At 39.5% G+C, this 16786-nt stretch carries 15 protein-coding genes; 4 read left to right on the top strand and 11 right to left on the bottom strand.

Annotated features, from left to right (window positions below):
• Window positions 1–241: 241 nt before the first annotated feature.
• The 5 genes from ACO0K1_RS18775 to mobQ form a co-directional block, all read right to left on the bottom strand.
• Window positions 242–1681 carry a hypothetical protein gene (locus ACO0K1_RS18775; RefSeq protein ID WP_423028519.1) on the bottom strand — a complete coding sequence of 480 codons (1440 nt, stop codon included), beginning with the start codon at window positions 1679–1681 and terminating at the stop codon, window positions 242–244.
• Complete coding sequence (locus ACO0K1_RS18770) at window positions 1678–6747, bottom strand: AAA domain-containing protein (protein ID WP_423028517.1); 5070 nt, start codon at window positions 6745–6747, stop codon at window positions 1678–1680. Before ACO0K1_RS18770 ends, ACO0K1_RS18775 begins: the two co-directional genes overlap by 4 nt.
• A gap of 128 nt (window positions 6748–6875) precedes the next feature.
• The gene (locus tag ACO0K1_RS18765; RefSeq protein ID WP_423028515.1) at window positions 6876–7205 is read right to left on the bottom strand and encodes a type II toxin-antitoxin system RelE/ParE family toxin; all 330 of its coding nucleotides are present in this window, start codon (window positions 7203–7205) and stop codon (window positions 6876–6878) included.
• Window positions 7205–7474, bottom strand: a complete 270-nt coding sequence (locus tag ACO0K1_RS18760) for a type II toxin-antitoxin system Phd/YefM family antitoxin (protein WP_322239708.1) — start codon at window positions 7472–7474, stop codon at window positions 7205–7207. The genes ACO0K1_RS18765 and ACO0K1_RS18760 overlap by 1 nt, the downstream gene beginning before the upstream one ends.
• A 153-nt stretch (window positions 7475–7627) precedes the next feature.
• Window positions 7628–9016, bottom strand: coding sequence for a MobQ family relaxase (gene mobQ, locus ACO0K1_RS18755; protein ID WP_423028513.1), 1389 nt, complete (start codon window positions 9014–9016; stop codon window positions 7628–7630).
• Window positions 9017–9121: 105 nt separating this feature from the next.
• On the opposite strand from mobQ, the gene ACO0K1_RS18750 reads away from it, so the two are divergent.
• From ACO0K1_RS18750 to ACO0K1_RS18740, 3 genes are all read left to right on the top strand, one after another.
• Entirely contained in the window at window positions 9122–9400 is a 279-nt protein-coding gene (locus ACO0K1_RS18750; protein ID WP_423028511.1) for a hypothetical protein, read from the top strand.
• Between the two features lie 121 nt (window positions 9401–9521).
• Window positions 9522–9659, top strand: coding sequence for a hypothetical protein (locus tag ACO0K1_RS18745; RefSeq protein WP_423028509.1), 138 nt, complete (start codon window positions 9522–9524; stop codon window positions 9657–9659).
• A 50-nt stretch (window positions 9660–9709) separates the two neighbouring features.
• Window positions 9710–11272: a hypothetical protein gene (locus ACO0K1_RS18740; RefSeq protein ID WP_423028507.1), complete on the top strand. Its 1563-nt coding sequence runs from the start codon at window positions 9710–9712 to the stop codon at window positions 11270–11272.
• A gap of 378 nt (window positions 11273–11650) precedes the next feature.
• Here the strand turns inward: ACO0K1_RS18740 and ACO0K1_RS18735 are convergent, their stop codons facing one another.
• The 4 genes from ACO0K1_RS18735 to ACO0K1_RS18720 all read right to left on the bottom strand — a co-directional run bounded on the left by ACO0K1_RS18735 (window position 11651) and on the right by ACO0K1_RS18720 (window position 14674).
• A complete protein-coding gene (locus tag ACO0K1_RS18735) occupies window positions 11651–13198 on the bottom strand; it encodes a primase-helicase family protein (RefSeq protein ID WP_423028505.1) in 1548 nt (515 codons plus the stop codon).
• Between the two features lie 127 nt (window positions 13199–13325).
• Entirely contained in the window at window positions 13326–13628 is a 303-nt protein-coding gene (locus ACO0K1_RS18730; RefSeq protein ID WP_423028503.1) for a hypothetical protein, read from the bottom strand.
• A 215-nt stretch (window positions 13629–13843) separates the two neighbouring features.
• Window positions 13844–14134, bottom strand: coding sequence for a hypothetical protein (locus ACO0K1_RS18725; protein WP_423028501.1), 291 nt, complete (start codon window positions 14132–14134; stop codon window positions 13844–13846).
• Between the two features lie 96 nt (window positions 14135–14230).
• Complete coding sequence (locus ACO0K1_RS18720; protein ID WP_423028499.1) at window positions 14231–14674, bottom strand: hypothetical protein; 444 nt, start codon at window positions 14672–14674, stop codon at window positions 14231–14233.
• Window positions 14675–14904: 230 nt separating this feature from the next.
• Between ACO0K1_RS18720 and ACO0K1_RS18715 the strand changes: the two genes are divergently transcribed.
• Window positions 14905–15597, top strand: coding sequence for a hypothetical protein (locus ACO0K1_RS18715; RefSeq protein WP_423028497.1), 693 nt, complete (start codon window positions 14905–14907; stop codon window positions 15595–15597).
• A 270-nt stretch (window positions 15598–15867) separates the two neighbouring features.
• On the opposite strand, the gene ACO0K1_RS18710 is transcribed toward ACO0K1_RS18715, so the two are convergent.
• Window positions 15868–16443 carry a hypothetical protein gene (locus tag ACO0K1_RS18710; protein WP_423028495.1) on the bottom strand — a complete coding sequence of 192 codons (576 nt, stop codon included), beginning with the start codon at window positions 16441–16443 and terminating at the stop codon, window positions 15868–15870.
• A complete protein-coding gene (locus ACO0K1_RS18705; RefSeq protein WP_423028493.1) occupies window positions 16440–16652 on the bottom strand; it encodes a hypothetical protein in 213 nt (70 codons plus the stop codon). The genes ACO0K1_RS18710 and ACO0K1_RS18705 overlap by 4 nt, the downstream gene beginning before the upstream one ends.
• Window positions 16653–16786 lie beyond the last annotated feature (134 nt).

Below are 16786 nucleotides of genomic sequence, written 5' to 3'. Positions count from 1 at the left end.
CTGGTCTGGTGCGACGCGGGATTGGAAATTGAAGGACGAGGTCTGGCTGAATCCGAAACGAAATCAGGCAGAGGAACTAATGCTAGCAGCATGACTTGACGCGACATCTTTGTTGACAACTACCGAAAGGCATTATCTAAAGTTCAGGTTACTGTGAAGTCCAGTCATATTGGCCACACCATAATTTATTAAGCTTACAACGTGACTGGACGTATTTTTCAAATTTCGATATTGAAAAAGACTACTCTAAAGATATTTGACTTTTTAGAGGGCCAAAAAACTTTGGTTCAAGGCTTGAGGTGTAGCCGGAGATAGTGTTCTGTATAAAGCTATCAACTAGCGAAATTATGGTCTGATCTTCAGTAACAAAACCAAACGGAACAACGCTCCCATTCCAATCTGGTAAAGCGAGGTGATAAATAACAATAGCAAAATTGTTTTCTAAACATAATGCCTCTACGTAACCGTCCGCTTGCGACGCAACAAAACCATTTAAGAGATTTTCTGCCTCTTTGAATTCTTTTGTACACTTGCGCACATCCCTCACATCAGGGGTAGATTCAAACGGAAACAATATACGACTGTCAATGGGAACCACACCTGCTTTAGTTGTAATGCCTGCTGAAAAATCTAGAAAATTTACTAAACTTTGCCTTATATTTTCACATTGTCCCCAAGTATGATTAGACGGAATTAACCAATCAAACCTAAGTGGGGTTCTGTTTTTTCCTATTTTTATCCTCTTCTTGCAATTTTCCAAGGTTTTTTGAACATGAGCCCAATTAGCAGAAAGATGCAAGGAACCAAAAATACGAGATGCAACATCATCCTTATGAACCCTGTCGGAAAATTGCTTAGTTAGCAAATATGCGATATCCAAATTGTTGCCGTCTAATGCTTTAAGAGTGACATTATCTCGAAAGTAATCCGCCAAAATTGAAATTTCTTTCAAATTACTTCTTGAGCTTGCAGAAGAAATAACTTCGGTCAATGTACGCTCAAACGATTCTGACGAAGGAAAATTAGAATTAAGCTTCCTCTCAATAACTCCCGATTCAATATTCATTAGAAACGTAACGGAAACTCTTGCAGTTAAGTCACGAGTCTTTCTGATATCGCTAATTTTGTAAAGATCTGGGATTTTCGAGTCTTCCTCAACTTTAATAATGTCGCCCTTGCGATAAATCTCGCGAAATGAATTCTGAAACGCTCGCCCAGCATAACTCACACTATTCGCTCGCTTTTCGTTCTCGACATCAAGTAGAACTGAATTTCGAGTGTCAGAATATTTTTCGTCTACACCAAAATACTTAAAATCAAATAGTTCAAATGTAAAACGTTTACGGAAATCACCCAGAGATTTGAATAATGGCTCCTTACCATTTTCTTCAAAATATTGTCTCGATAAAGGCGTTAATGAGACCCGTCCATCACGTAAATATTCGACATCACCTTTATCAATTAGACTAGAAATAGCGAGGTTCACTTCTTTGGGGTTGAAACCAAAAAAACCGGCCAATGCATCAATCGAAAGATTGGAAATATTCAATAAACGTAAAACAAATTCAGGTACAAAAGGCAATCCGCCTGTTTTTATCACAGAAAACTCGATAACAAATGACTGAATTGGAACGCTTAGGTCAAGCTGAAAAATTGGCACTAGCGGATCTTTATTATTCATTTACTTTTCCCTTCAGAATTTTTATTCACTCGTACGATTGAATAACGAGAATCTTTCTGCCTTTCCTGAATATATGAAGCTACTTGCCCAAGTGGAAAATCAATATTTTTTCCATTCCACATACGAATATCTCCAACAATAACGAGCCTGTCCATCGCTCTAGAGAGCGCTACATTTATTCGATTTGGTATTCTTAAAAAGCCTGTACTTTTTTCAGAGTCAGATCTGGTCAACGAAACAATGACAATTCGATTTTCTTTGCCTTGGTAACTATCAACTGTATCAATCTTTACCATTCTGCTAAATTCTTCCCTCCAAATTTGTTCATTGAATCGCTTACGAAGCAGCCGTTTCTGTTCCCCATACATACAGATTATGCCAATAGTAGGTTCAAAATTCTTTGCGGTCTCTGCTAATTGAACGCAAAAATTCTCATCCTCTTCAATACGTTTTAAGAGAATGATAATTTGATCGATTTCAGCCACATTAAAAATACTTGGATTTCCTTTTATTCCATCATGATGAGCACGATTACCAAGAGACCCTGTATCTAACCAAGTAACGACAGATTTCAAAGTATCAGGTACAAAATCGAAACACTTAGGAATGGCACGTTCTCCATTCCTCAATTTTTCTTTGTAAAATATTTTGGAAATTAAATTTCCAATCGCCTCCTGCATCCGATATTGCACGGTCAAAGTTGCACCAGCCACCTTACCAAAGTTAGATTCAAATGCTCGTTCGAAATCGCTTCTCATCAATCTTTCATATTCAGGACTTTTTTCTAAAACTCCGAGGCGGCGTGCTATTGCCTTTACATGTTCATCTTGGTATGTCGGAGGCAGTTGACAATGATCGCCAACCAGTAATATCCTGCGCCCAGATTGCATGGCAACGGATAGCTCACTTGGGGATGAGCGGGCGGCTTCATCAATAATTACCCAATCATATTGATTGTTTGCAATATTTAAATTTTGGTGGCCTACGCCCACACATGTTCCACAGACCAAAGTTCTTGTACGAGCTAAAAATTCGTCATAGTTGACACCTTCGTTTGAAAGTCTCTCGTAGAAATCGCTAGCGATTTGCAACACGCTCTCACAACGTCGCGCCTCATGAGGAGCAATTCCATAATTACGAGAAATCAATCTACGAATAGTTTCAATAAGGCTGGCAACATCGTCAGATTTTGATATTTTCAAACCATACTCAGCTTGAATTTTCATATCTAACTCAAGGTAAATTGCATCTTGATACCCTCTCAATTCTTGCTTTTCTTTTTTTGAAATTTGATCGTTTTCGATGTCTTTTCCAAATCGAATGAATTGGCGAGCTAATACGAAAATTTTCAAATCGGCTGTAATGAGAGCGTTTAAATATTCCTGATTCACACCCAGTGAAATCCCAAGAGCCAAGATCCGTTGTCTTTTTTCTGCTTGAAATAGTTCACGCTTATTTCGAACGATCGATTTTGAATAAACGTCCATAAGTTCATCTGACACAGTAACGTCACGATTACTAAATCTAACTATATCAAGAGTAGTATCTAGCCTTTCACAATGCTCTCGGATTCGCTCTGCAGCAGTGTTGACCGCCTCATGCGATTGACTCACCAATAAAATATTTTGTGCATCTGTTTTGGTAATTATGTAGTGGCAAAACGCTGCAATAAACTCAGTTTTACCGGTACCAGGTGGCCCCTGCAAAAAACAAACTGGAGCGGTTGTAATAAGTCGAGTAAAGGCTTCGCATTGAGCGTCATTCAATTTAATTACTGCTCCACCGCGGTCACGACGATCATATAAATTAAAGTCATCTTCCGTAGGCGCTTCACCGATAATTTTTGGTTCGCAAGTATCGGTATCGTCAAAATAGCTTAGCAATCTAGGCGTTACCGCTCTATCATCCAGAACCCTGCCGATCGCAGATTTTCTTCTTGCAAATGAAGATTTATCCATTTGTGTCGTAAGAAATAGCTTAGCTCCAGCTTTAACATTGTTCAGGCGATTCGAACCACTCGCAAACAAGTACAACTCAGAATCACTGCACTTCGCTAATTCCAGTACTCCAACTTTATTACTTCGGTCTCCGTCAACCGAAGTTAATTCAATCTTCGAATCAGCTTCAAAATTCTCCAGAATATTCCCTTTTGAGCTATAAGGAATAACAATATAATTTCGATCCTTGCTGTATCTAGCAGGGCCTCCTACTTCGATACTGGGCCTAGATTGAACTTCGGTATCGATAATTGCGCGCCATATTAAATTTAGTGGTGTCCGCTTAGCAGGCAATGCTGATAACTCTTCTGAAGAGTTATCAGTAACAATCTCAATGCTAGTCTCACTTTGCTCGGTATTATTCGGATAAATAATATCTTCAATTACGACCGATGGTGCAGTTAATATTTCTCCTAACGTTTTCAGAAAAATATCCTGATGAAACAGAAAATTCTCTAATTCGGAGAAATTATCGAGCCGATCAGCTTTAATTTCCAACTCAAAATCTAGTTCAAATTGACTCTCTTTAATTTGATAATCACTTATCTTCCCAAATTCACGCGGCTGTAGCGCTCCATTAAAGCGTCTTTGTTCCTCGTTATAGAAAACCCTCAGCTCACCGCCGATGCCATTAAACTGAATAATCGCTGTTTTAGGAAATTTTTGACTTTTCTCAATCTTTAAATATAGGCTTCCATTATCAGGCATCAAAATAACCGAATCTTTTTGGAGCAAACTCTTTAAGCGAATACAAACGCGTTGACGCTTAATTTTAGGATGTAAGATTGATTCAAATGCGTCTTTAAATCTGCTCAGAGTCAAGAAACTCCCAACTCCATCCTTTTCATTCTCTATCGCATCTCTAAGTTCTACCGTATCGGTGATTCTCTTCTCATCCCAATCCATGCCAAGTAACTCAATTGACAGTCGCATGACAGCAAAATTATCTCTTTCTTGTCCAGAGGAACTGTCAATATTAAGCGGGCTATATCGGTTATTTCTGAGCTCTATTTGATCAGCAGAAAAGTCAGGAAAATCCAAGAAAAAAAGAACATTATCCAATTCAGAATTTTCTTCAAGAAACTCCCTCGAAACCATAATATTTCCTGGATGCAAATCCCCATGATATAAACCACGTTCATGTAGAATTTCTGTGCTTTTTATAAGATGTTCAATAATAAGATATTTTGTCGAGTCCTCGGTTTCGTATAAATTTCCCCAACAAACTCCATCAATCCAATCTGATACGATAAATAATGAACTTTCACGGACTGACAATCCAAAATCTTTTACTGTAGGTACGAAATTCAGAGCCTCGCTTTGTAGACGTGTAATACCTTCAAGAAAATGAAGTGCATGCCTTGCAATCCCCAGATCTTTGTCGCTTAGATTGATGCCGTTCCATATTTTCACGACCAAATCATTTGATTGATAGATCTCTTTGTCATCTGTATCAACCCAAGCATCATTAGTTTTTGGATAGAGCTGAGTTACCCTTATCGAATTTTTGCGAAAGGGATTAAGTTTTTCTAAGTCAAAAGAAAAATCTTCGCCATCGTTCGGCTGCGTGGAATTTAGAGCATTCAAAAGCTCATAAGCATCATCAAATCGGTCTGAAGGTTGTGCGGAGATAGCACGCTTCAACACCCCAGAGTACCACTCGTTGCTAGCATTTATTTCCGCAACTGCACTTTGAATGCTTATTGGAGCCAATCTCTTGTGATGAAAAATATGCCAAGCCAGTAATCCGATGCAAAACACATCTCGGTGAAATGGCGTTGCCATTTTATCCAAGACGCCATTTGGATCATCTTCTGGTAGTCCAATTGTCCCAATACTAAGAATTTCACGTTGAGGTCCAATTGTGCCTGCTGGCTGATAGTACGCAGAAATCAAATTTGATAATGAAATCGCATTGCCTGGTGAAAGCCAAATACTATGATCACCGATATCCCTATGGGCGACCTTTATTTGATGCAGGTGAGAAAATTGACAAATAAGCAACTTTACTAACGCGAGCTTTTGTGCGAACGAATACTTTCTTACAAAACTATCTATAAATTCATTAAATCGCTTATGCCCGGGAGGAAGTTCATAAAGCTCGCAATATTCTCTCGTCATATCGTCAGGGACTGGATTTGACAAGGACCGAAGACATTGCTTATACAATGCAAGATCATGGTGATGAATATAGCTTAATACATTTAACTCACGTGTAACAATCTTAAATCTACCATCCTGAGTTTTACTGCTTGAGTCACCAACTTTATCAAAATTCCACCTTCGCAATAATGCTTTTTGAAACTGGTTAGGATTTTGATTCTTCGCCTCATATTCTGAATAAACCCCCTGAGGATGATCGAAAATCTTGTCAGCTTCTTCAGCGCAATACCCAGCCATAGCGAATGCTGAGGGCTTGACATTTATTCCGCTAATTAATTTATCGAAAACATCAAAATTTTCATTTAATCCTGCCGGTCGGCGAGAACAATTAAATTTTCGATCAAATTCAGTTTCATTCGCCAATTTTATGAACTCTGATAGAGCCATAACGTGTTTTCTTTGTTCGTCCGGAATATTATCTAAAGATGAATCTCCAGTCATAACAACGCAAAAATCAATCCATGGTATTTTTCCGTTCGGAAAAAGATGAGATATCTGGTTGAGTTTATTTTTTAATGTGTAAACTTTTTTCTGGGTGATGCTAACTGGGGACCTACCCATATCCTGAGTCCCTTTAAACCAATGATCGCCATGCACTTTGATAGGCGAGTGATTCCAATGTTTCAATTCGACAATTAAAACAAGTTTATGAGTCACTATTACAAGATCGTATTCACCTTCGTTACCAGATTTATCGACAAACCGGAATCCTGCATAACCCTTCCAAGGAAACATACCTCCACCAGTGCTCTTTGCAATATGGCTTAGCTGATCTGCCATTGAGGATTGCAATTTGCCACTCTTTGATCCGGGAGGATTTTTTAATGGAGAAAATTTCAATTCCAAATTTCGAATTGCATCAACTTCTTCAAGCGTTAATCCACCATCCCAGTAAACAACTTCCATGAAAATCCTTTAAGCTGAAAAGACTCAGCGTTCGAACGATAAAAATGAGGTCATGACGCCGAAATCCGTAATCATTTTCGGCAAAAAAACTCATAAAAAGTAGGTAAATAAATGACTATCAAGTTCACCTAATAAATCCGCAACAATCGTCGTGTCAGCAGTGCATTCATATCCCGCCGGGCGTCGACAATAATATGGATATAAATAACGTCTTGCCGCACTTCGTAAATTACTCGATTCATTCCAGATAGAACCTGCCTGTATTGCGTAAGGTTTAATTTTTCAATTTCTTCTGGAATGCAACCAGTCTGCGGAAAATTTTGCAGATTGCGAATTGCCTCTTTTATCTTGGCGTAAGTAGTGCGCCAAGTGTCAGCAGAAAAATCCTTGAGAATATAGGCTCTGAGTTCTTTCAGATCTTGCTCGGCTGAATCGAGTATGACCACTCTGAGGCCCATTAGTGATCAGCCTTGTCCAGTTCAGCAAATACATCTTCAGCGTCGCGAAATTTGCCTTGTTCAATTTCACGATTACCGAGTGCCAGAATTTTGAGTAATGCGAGCGTTTCCTCTTGTTCTTCAAAGCTCTTCACGTCCATAACAACCAGCTTGGCTTCACCATTTTGCGTAATGAGCATAGGCTCACGATTTTCCGTGATGTCTTTGATAATTTCAGCAGCGTGACTCTTGAGGTAGCTGATAGGCTTTACCTGAGTTGAGAATTTCATGACCAGCCTCTATTGCAAATGAATGAAGACTAATTTTAGTCCTAATTAAGACTCATGTACATAGTCGGCATTTGTATTTTTACAATAAAATCAATAATATTTGCTTCCCCGAAGAATGCAAATACACTCGGACTGCCTGGACACTTGGACCAATCAAATTTTCAATCGTGGAATTTGCACCTTTGCTTCCGCGCCAGCAGAGCCGCTACCATCTGTTTTTTCAACGACATAGCTTTTAATGATGTTGGTATCATTGGCAATCTTCAATGCAGGTTTGTAGTCACTGATGATCTCCAAATCTCGCGTAGTCGGTTTATAGCCTATAATTTGTTCTGGTCTGAATGCCCCTGATAAAACTGCTTGGAGAAAAATTTCGGACCTGAATTCATCACTGCCAGTCAGGTGCAACCCTTGCCATCCCTTTTCTATCGCTAACTTGATAGCGACCTTGATTTCTTCGTCCGTGCCACTCGCTATTTTGATTTGACTACCATAGTCATAAATTTTGCCACCTCCATTGAGATTGATTTGAAAGCATGTGCCGATTTCTGTTTCGATTTCGTCCACGCCTTTGCAATCACTGGCAAATATCTCCAACAAAATCGGAATGTAGGTTCTGGCAAAAATCGCGTCACGATATTTTTTATTGTTCTTTGTGTCGGTTGGATTTAAGAATAAATTCTTGGATTTTTTTGCCTGAACAATTTCCTGCTGAATTGGGCTAGTCTCACCTTCCAATTTCAATGAAGCGATTAATTGTTTACTTTTTTCGTTACTCATATTTTTCTCCTTGATTAGTGTGTTGAGTTCCTTTCGTTTTGATGTAATACCTCGTTTGTCCATCGCATGACAATTTGGACCGACATGCACAGTCGGGATTTGGTCCAGTCCTTGATCTTGTAAACTGCGATGGTCAATACGATTTTTACTTGTTGCAATCGATAATCTTCTGTTGCAGTGCTTTGCCCATTGTTCACGCCATTCCTCAAGTTGTTCTTTACTATTCCAGTCACGATTTTTCTTTCCGAAGCCGTCACAAGTGATATTGATTTCGCGAGTGGTTAAAAGAATGTGGGCGTGGGGGTTATTTTTCTTGTTATGAATGACCACGTCGGCAATCATGCCCTTGCTTGTGAGCTGGGTATGCACAAATCGCACAAGCAAAATAATGTGCTGTGAAGTGCTTAATTCAATCGGTAAGGCAACTTCTATCTCGCGGGCCACCTGTGCATCCTTTCTGGTTTCGGACTGTTCTACAGCATTCCAAAGCTGTTCACGGTCTTTCATCCATTGCGGTGCATTGGGTGGTGTGAAGATACGGCGGTAAGACACTTCTTTTTTACGGGTGTAATCAAAAGTTTGACCAGTGCGGTTATCGTGGATTTTTTCTCCCGCACGATAAGCGGCTGCGGCTATAGAACTTCTTCCATTGGTTCGGGTAATGAGTTTTACACTCAAGTGGTAAATAGCCATATTCATTCTCCTGAACGTTTTTGCTTTCAGCTTTGAGCACACGTCGAGTAACGACGTATAAGTGCGCATTTCGCTGTTTTGCTCTTGACGTTTCTTTTTTGTTTGTTATTCATGTACTACAGCGTGAATTTGAAATGTCAACGCTCAAACAATAAAAACAGGAGAGATAAAAAAATGAGCAAACCGAATTTAGACAAACTACTTCAGCAAAGAGCTGAGCTTGAAGCCCGTATTCAGCAGACGAGAAATCGCGAAGCGATGGAGGAACGAAAACGCGATACCAGAAGAAAAATATTGGCAGGTGCTTACGTGATTAAGCTGGCTGAGAACGACTTGAAAAAGCTAGGCAAGGAATTGATTAATGCAGGAATGCTTGAGCCTAGGGACTATGCATTATTTGGAGTGGATAATGATTCTGCTGACTTTGATTCTAATCGTTTGTCTTTGGACTGATTAATTAGGGGGACAGTGTTTGACGAAAAGGCGCGCAAAAAAATACGTCGCCAATTTTCCTTTGTAAAAAAAAACGCTACCCAATAAGATTCTGTTTCTTCTAACCCACTTGGAACTGAAAATGACAAAACCTACTCAAACACCTAACAACCAACGTTCAAATGCCTTAAACCCAAATCGCGGAACAACAGGAAACAATTCTACGAATGCAAAATCAAATGGCAATCGTGGCGCGCAAATGAACCCGAATAAAAAATAATGAATCGCCCCGGCTAAAATTCCGGGGCAATATTTTGAATTAAAAATTAAATGAATACGACTATCGGATTTCCAACATTAGGCGACTTAATCAAATTCATCTATGACGCCTTTGGTGTACTCGCCCGCAAGCGCGGACTAGAGAATGAAATTGACGAAACTGAAAAAAAATCACTTCAGACAGCATTGTCTCGACTAGCTAATGAAGAGTGCGATATAAATGAAAAAAGTAAAGAGTTGATTAAAAAACTCGCAAATTTAATTGCTGGGCATATCCGTGATCCTAGGACAAATTTAATGATTGGCGAAGTTTTAATCGACATTCTGGAAGTCTATCAAGCAACCCTAAAAGACGATACCAGTTTCTTAGACAAAAAAGGCACCATGAAATGGTTCCTACTGGAATATGGGATTAAGCGATTTAATTTTTCAATTAAGAAACATTTTTTTCGATTCAATGTGAGTGCAGTAAATCTCACTCTTCCAGAAGGATTGTGGTTTTTACCGTCTTTCGAAGACGGTAAAATCATATACCCAATAGAAAAAGTAATGAGTTGGATTTATCACGAATGCAGTGTATCGCCAAAAGATTTTCACTATCCTGACAGAACTAATTCTGCTGACCACGAACAGCAGGAGAGAAATTTGGAAAATGCTCTTAATTGGATAAAAGGTGAAAGTCTTCCTTCGTTATCTGCACTATTGTGGAACTTCAATTCTTCGATTTCCCATTTCAATAATGTCAAACACTCCTCTGTTAAAGTAGGAATAGACGACGAATTAAGGAATAGCTTTTGTATCGCTCTCACCATTGCAAGAGCTAGTACCTGCGCATTTAAAATCGCAAAAGAAAACTATGACCTTTCAGAATTAATTGAGTTTTGTGAGCATTATAGAAAATCGTCTGATGATGTTTCAGATGAGTTTTTACAACACGAAAAATATATGAATTCCTATCTCACGAAAAAAGAGTTAAGTCAGCAAGCAATTGATAAAGTATGGTTTGATGCAACCAATCAATTCGTTGTCTATTTGGCCGACCGAGGTCGTCATCTTCTAAAAATATTAGATAACTTATCACGCGATGATCGTTATGAAAAGCTAACTGATTCAGAATTCGTAAATCTGCTACGTCGGGAATTTGGAAGGTGGACTTTATCTGTGGTAGCTATGGAATATTCGCTCACAAATTCCACACCAGAGTTAGTCCGCAAAGCCTTGAGCAGAAGTTCAAAACTAATGGCCAATGTAGGCGTTACAGAAAATGAACTTGAATCGTTCTTGCTTTGGCTAAAAGAAAAAGGAATTGATAGCTATCTACCTTGGATGCCTCATTGGATAAAAGGACAGAATTATTTCAAAAAAAATGAATATCCAGAAGCATTCGACAATTTGAAGAATGCTTATGAAATGGCAAAATATCGTGCCGGTCATTACCAATCTCATATCCTTAGCCATTTTTTAAAAGTTGCAGCAATAAATAGAAAGCGCAAGGAATTTAAGCAAGCTGGTCGTTGGGCAAGATATCTAGGATTAGAGGTTTATGGATTTGAAATTGATGAACTGTCTGAGGAAAATTTGGATTCCACATTTGAAAAATGGAGCTACGCATAAATTCGGTTCTACTCGTCTCTGCACTTTCAAATCAGCGCATAGAACCGGGATAGCTATACTGGGTGTGGCTCTTCCCATATGTTCTGCGGTTCTACTCTAAATAATTCATATAAAGAAAAAGGAGTAGAAAGGCTAAAGCGCTTTTTACCGACACCAATTTCAACCATTTGCGCAGAACCTATCTTTTTAATACAAATCCTCATGCTTGTTGACTCTAACGGTTCTACTCGCCTGAAAGCTAATGCCAGTATAGGTTTCCCAACAATAGTGTTACTGGCATTAGCTTGTAAGGTTCTGCGCTTTTGAGTAATCGCAAATGAATCGTCCACAAATGAAAAAAGAGCCTCGCGGCTCTTCGTTCAATGCAGGTCAAACAGATTATGCTTGCTTCTGAAAATTCACAACATTTGAATTGTCATCGCTAGATTTCAATTCACTCTCGTCTTCAAAGTCAAAGAACACCATCGCTGGTTCAGCCTTACAAAGGTTGTGAGCGAATCGCTTCATACATTCAGTTCGGCTTGGTAACTGATAAAAATAGCCCTGTGTTTTACTCTTCCAGTTAGATCGCCAGTTAGGATTATCCTGCTCAAAGGCAAACACTTTACTCATAGCCTTTCCCATTTCATCAGCACTAGGCATAAAACGAAATCCAAGGCTCTTGCACCACTCTAAGCAATCGGCAAAGAAGGCATTACGATAACAACGGCTTTGACTACCATCAGGAGCCTTCACAATCGTTTTATTCTCTACCAAGGCTGAACCATTCAAGACTTCGTAAATAAATCGCTCTGGCAAAGGCAAGCTACGAATCATTAAATTCATTCGCGCTTTGGTATTAGGAAAATCTCGTGGTGCAAAGCTAGAAATATCACGAGTTTTAAGTGCATGGAAAACTGCTTCACGACCTCCGTTTTTAATCCACTCATTATATTGAGAAAAGAATTCACCTGGCTTGGTTTTTCCTTTATAGCGAGGGCTACCGTCAACAACAAAAAAACGGCGGTCTTCTTCCCCAACAGGCACACACCATTCTTCGTTGGACGCTACAAAAATACGAGAAAAGTTTTTGACTTGAATCTCTTGTCTTCCTTTGTCATTAATCGAATTCGTACCCTCAGTGATCATGGCTTTTAATCGTCCTTCGGCGGATTTGTCGCCACCCCACACCGCTTCATCTGCAAAGTTAATGAACGCATTGAGTAAGTGTCCATTAAATTGACCCGTTAAGCTGTTGGAAGTGGATAATTGCTTGTAATTATCGGTAAATCCGCCAATAGTTTTCATGAGCGAACCTTTGCCGATCCCTTGGGTGCCGCGCATGACAATCGCTACCTCTGGCAACTCGGCTGGTTTTTGCACCATGTGTGCCAAGTAGTTCAATAAGTAAGTCATGCAAGTTTGGTCGTCATTGCACAAGGCTGCAATCAAGTCCATGAACAATGAAATATCACCTTGCTTAGGTTGAACATTAAATCCACGCCACAAGTTCCAGTATTGTTTGCCACAAGTTTCTGCGGGATCAAAAACGATACCTTCATAACGAGTAGACAATTTATCTTCAAGAAATGCTTGAGTCACTTGTACTCGTTTATCTTCGCGAACCTTACCGGATTTTGCTTTTTCTTGTGGAATAAAGTGGTAAAGGTGAGCGTGAAAATAATGGAAATCTACAATATTTTGAAACTCAAGATTTTGCAAATTTTTGTCTTCCCAGCAGATATATGTTTTCCCTGTGCGATTGATAATTGCGTATTTTTTGCGGAATTCCTGCAAGTCACGAAGTAATGCAATTTCGTTTGCAATGCTGCCCCCATTGTCATCAGACTTTGTATTTTCATTTTTGTTTGCAGCCACACCCACAGTGACTGGAGCACCAAAAAATGGGTCAAAGGATTCTTCATTTAAGCTATCTGTTGTGTTCATGATTTTTCCATAATTTTGAGTTTTGTTTTCCATGGATACGGTGGAACTTCAAAGCCTGCACCCGCAGACCTGAACCGTTGTGTCACCGTGAACCCCGACTTCCGGGGCTCTACACATAGGTGCGTCGCTATAATTGGAATTGAATCGCTATTAGTGAAAAGTCGTTGCCCGATTGATTGAGCTGAATGGATTTAAGGTCAGTGACAGAATAGCCTTTGTGGGCAATATCAATAATCAGAGCGAACATAATGCCCATGGCTTCACCGTCCATAATTTCATATAGACCGCCAGTCAAATTCACCCAAAGTGCAAGGCTGTCTTGAGTGAGCTTTTTTTCCAAAGCAATGCCAGTAGCATCGGCAATGTCTAAGATTGTTTGAATGCCTGAAACGGCAGATATTACTGGATGCTTTTTTTGTTTGATTGACATAATGTTTCTTTCTAAAAATAGTGGATTGTTTTTACTGCTACTTTTTTTCTTTTTTCCTAATCTCAGGTAGTGACCTGTGATTTCGGATTGCCGCTACTCCCGGCAAGCTCGCTCTATTTTTGGGAAACTTTATCAATGTATTTTTTACCGCTTGGTATTTCCGACTAACCCACTGTCAGTGCTGCTTATCGTGGGCTAATTTTTTCTATGCTGTTTTACACCTGGGCATAAATGGTGGTGATTACTGGGTCGCTCTTGACATAGCCTTGCCGTGGTTTAGCAAAGTGCTGGTCATGTATCACAGTGACTGCTTGGATTTTTTTTATGTCCAATAGCTTCCAGCCGACTTCTTCGGTACAACTTGTTCCACCCACTTGATAGCCACGAACAAATTCTTGTCCTGCTAAATTTGCGCCAACAATATGGGCTTCAATGATTCTTGGTAGTCCCTTGTAACAAACCATTAAAACCTGCTTATTTTTTATCGCTTCTTGAATCTCTTGCATGGTATTTCCTTTCGTTTAAATGTTGTGTACTTCTCCTTGTGCTACAAAACTTCGGTGTTAAGCGATTTATGTTTTATCGCTGAATTTGCTACTCAATCAGTTGTACATTGCTTCGTAATACTTATTGCTGAAATTTTCAAAACGATCTGTTTGTCCGTCTTCTGGAAGACTGGTGTCGCCAGAACGGATTCGTAGTTCAACCTCGTCAAGACTTTCAAGACGAGCGATATATGGAGGTAAGCTACTTAGTGGTTGATAACTGCATAAAAAGCTATCCATTGCCAATTCTTCGGTAAAGGCTTTGACCAGTCGTTCGTTGAACATACCCATGTTCCAATAGCCGATCACGAACTTTCTTTCTGCCCAAGGGTATTCTTCTTTTTCGTTATCGCTGAAATAGCCTTGCTGTTCAAAATCGGCTTCGCTGACGGTTTCAAAATAGTCGTTCCATTCGTCTTCGGTGAGCCTTGCAGATTGAACTAACTTAAAAGCACTAAGCCAGAGTTCTAAATCAAATTTGTCGTTGTTTTCAGTGTTCATATTTTTTTCCTTTATCGTTAAAAAGTAGGGTTATTTTGCGCCGTTATTTTCTTGATTCACACAGCACGTTATGCCAAAACATGCGTCTCTTTATTTCTCATTCTTGCTCAAGCATTGTTGAGCATATTAATGAATCTATTCGGAATTTACGTCAGCATGTTTTCCTATAACGTGCGTCTCTGTTATAGTTTTTCAGAAATTTATTTATCAAAAAAAACTAGGCATATATTGTGAAGACAAGCTCCAAGGTTGGCGGAAAGTTAGTAGGGATTAAAAAATTGAAAGTGGACGCTTGGCTTGGTGCAGTCATGCAAACGAGTCAGCAAACCGTGATTGAACGGCTCGTGAAATTTTTGTCCATGAATGGTCTGGATACGGATCGAGGAAAGTGGGATCGCTACAAGAGTTCCGACGTTATGCCATTGCGGATTTTTGTGGAAGAAGTGGACAAAATTTTGCCCGGCACAGAGAGAATTTTTCTGTCTGGAGCCGATAAACTGCCGATGTGGAAAGTGCTCGAAAGAGACGAGAGTGCATGTAAGCGAACAGTGTCGAGTTTGCTAGCAGATGCCAAGCTGTATCAGTCGGGAAAAGGCGTATCTGAAAAATGCCACACACTGCTTCAATATATGGTTGAATGCCAATTTCAGGAGGCGTGGTGCGGTTCTCCTATGGACCTAGATAAATTAGTGGCTAGTCCTACCAGAAATGCGATTGCAAAGAGCTGCAAGGCTAAAAATTTGGATACCCGCACTATGTTGGCAATTGTCGCTCTATGGATACTTGCGCAGTCTGGCAAAGATCCCAAAGCGATCAACTACACGGATTATTTTTTGCTCGGAATTTTGAAGCAGCCGTTGACCGACCAATTCGGTCAACCTATTGCAGACTTTATTCGTAAAATGTATCAAGAGGCTGGGTAAGTAGAAACAGTCTGTCCAAGTGTCCAGGCTGTCCATGCAGATTTCAGGTTATAGAAATAAATTTATCTACTGCCGAATTGTTGTTGTGCTTTTTCGACTTAGAAAATCGGTAGAAAATTGATTTCAGCAGGAATTCTTAAACCAAGTGACTATGCCATATTTGGAATGAATGATGCTACTGACAGCACTGATACTGATCGTCTGGCTTTGGTCTGATTGAATCAAATTATTGAGTTCATAAATCTACGTTTAAGAGCGCAAACAACAAAATTATTTTCGGAACCCGTCAAGCTTTGAATCGTTCTCCCAAGAAGAATCCGAAGACAAATTTGTGAGTTGTTCCTTTCTCAATTCTTCTCGACGTTGATTTTCTTTTAGCTTGGATTTCAATTGCCTGATTTCTTCTAGTTCAGCCCAAGAATTGAATAAAAAGTAGGCGCACAATAAAAGTGCGATAAAGGTCAAAGAATACACAAATGATGGAACGCAAATAGATGCTTCTCGCAAAATATTTGGGACGTTCAAAATAACGCCAGCGAGTCCTAGAATAACGGCATTAATCCAAAATTTTTTAACCTTCTTTTTAACAACAACCTCAAGATTTCTATGCTGTATGTAGTCAAGTCCAGCAGAGTCAGTTATATCCACAAGCTTGGTATAAACAGAGTAAGAAAACATCCAAGTAATCGCTACAACGACCGTTAAATATTTAAATACAATTTGCAAAATTAAATCAGGAATGAACTTTCGAGAAAAATATCCAATAACTGCAAATGAAATAAATGCAGTTATCCAAACCAAATAGGCAGTGAAGCTAAGACCAAATTGTCTTACTAAAACTTTCATGGCTCTATCATTTTACTTTCCAATTGTCCGCGCAACCATTCTGCCATATTGGGAAACAAGTCGTCTGGATTAGGAATTCCGTCGTAAGCTTCCACTCTAAGAAGTTTAGATAATTTCAATTCAGCTCCTTTAACAGTACCGCCATCCACTAAAGTCAGTCGAACATCATCTTCATCAAAATGCCTAGCAGCAATTGCTAAATTATCCAAAAGTTCATGTCGGTAGTTGTCAACAAAGATGTCGCGTCAAGTCATGCTGCTAGCATTAGTTCCTCTGCCTGATTTCGTTTCGGATTCAGCCAGACCTCGTCCTTCAATTTCCAATCCCGCGTCGCACCAGACCA

It is taken from the genome of Undibacterium sp. SXout20W, assembly GCF_049340285.1.
In the GTDB taxonomy this organism is placed as follows: Bacteria; Pseudomonadota; Gammaproteobacteria; order Burkholderiales; family Burkholderiaceae_D; genus Undibacterium.
This window is presented reverse-complemented; position numbering and strand designations above follow the sequence as displayed.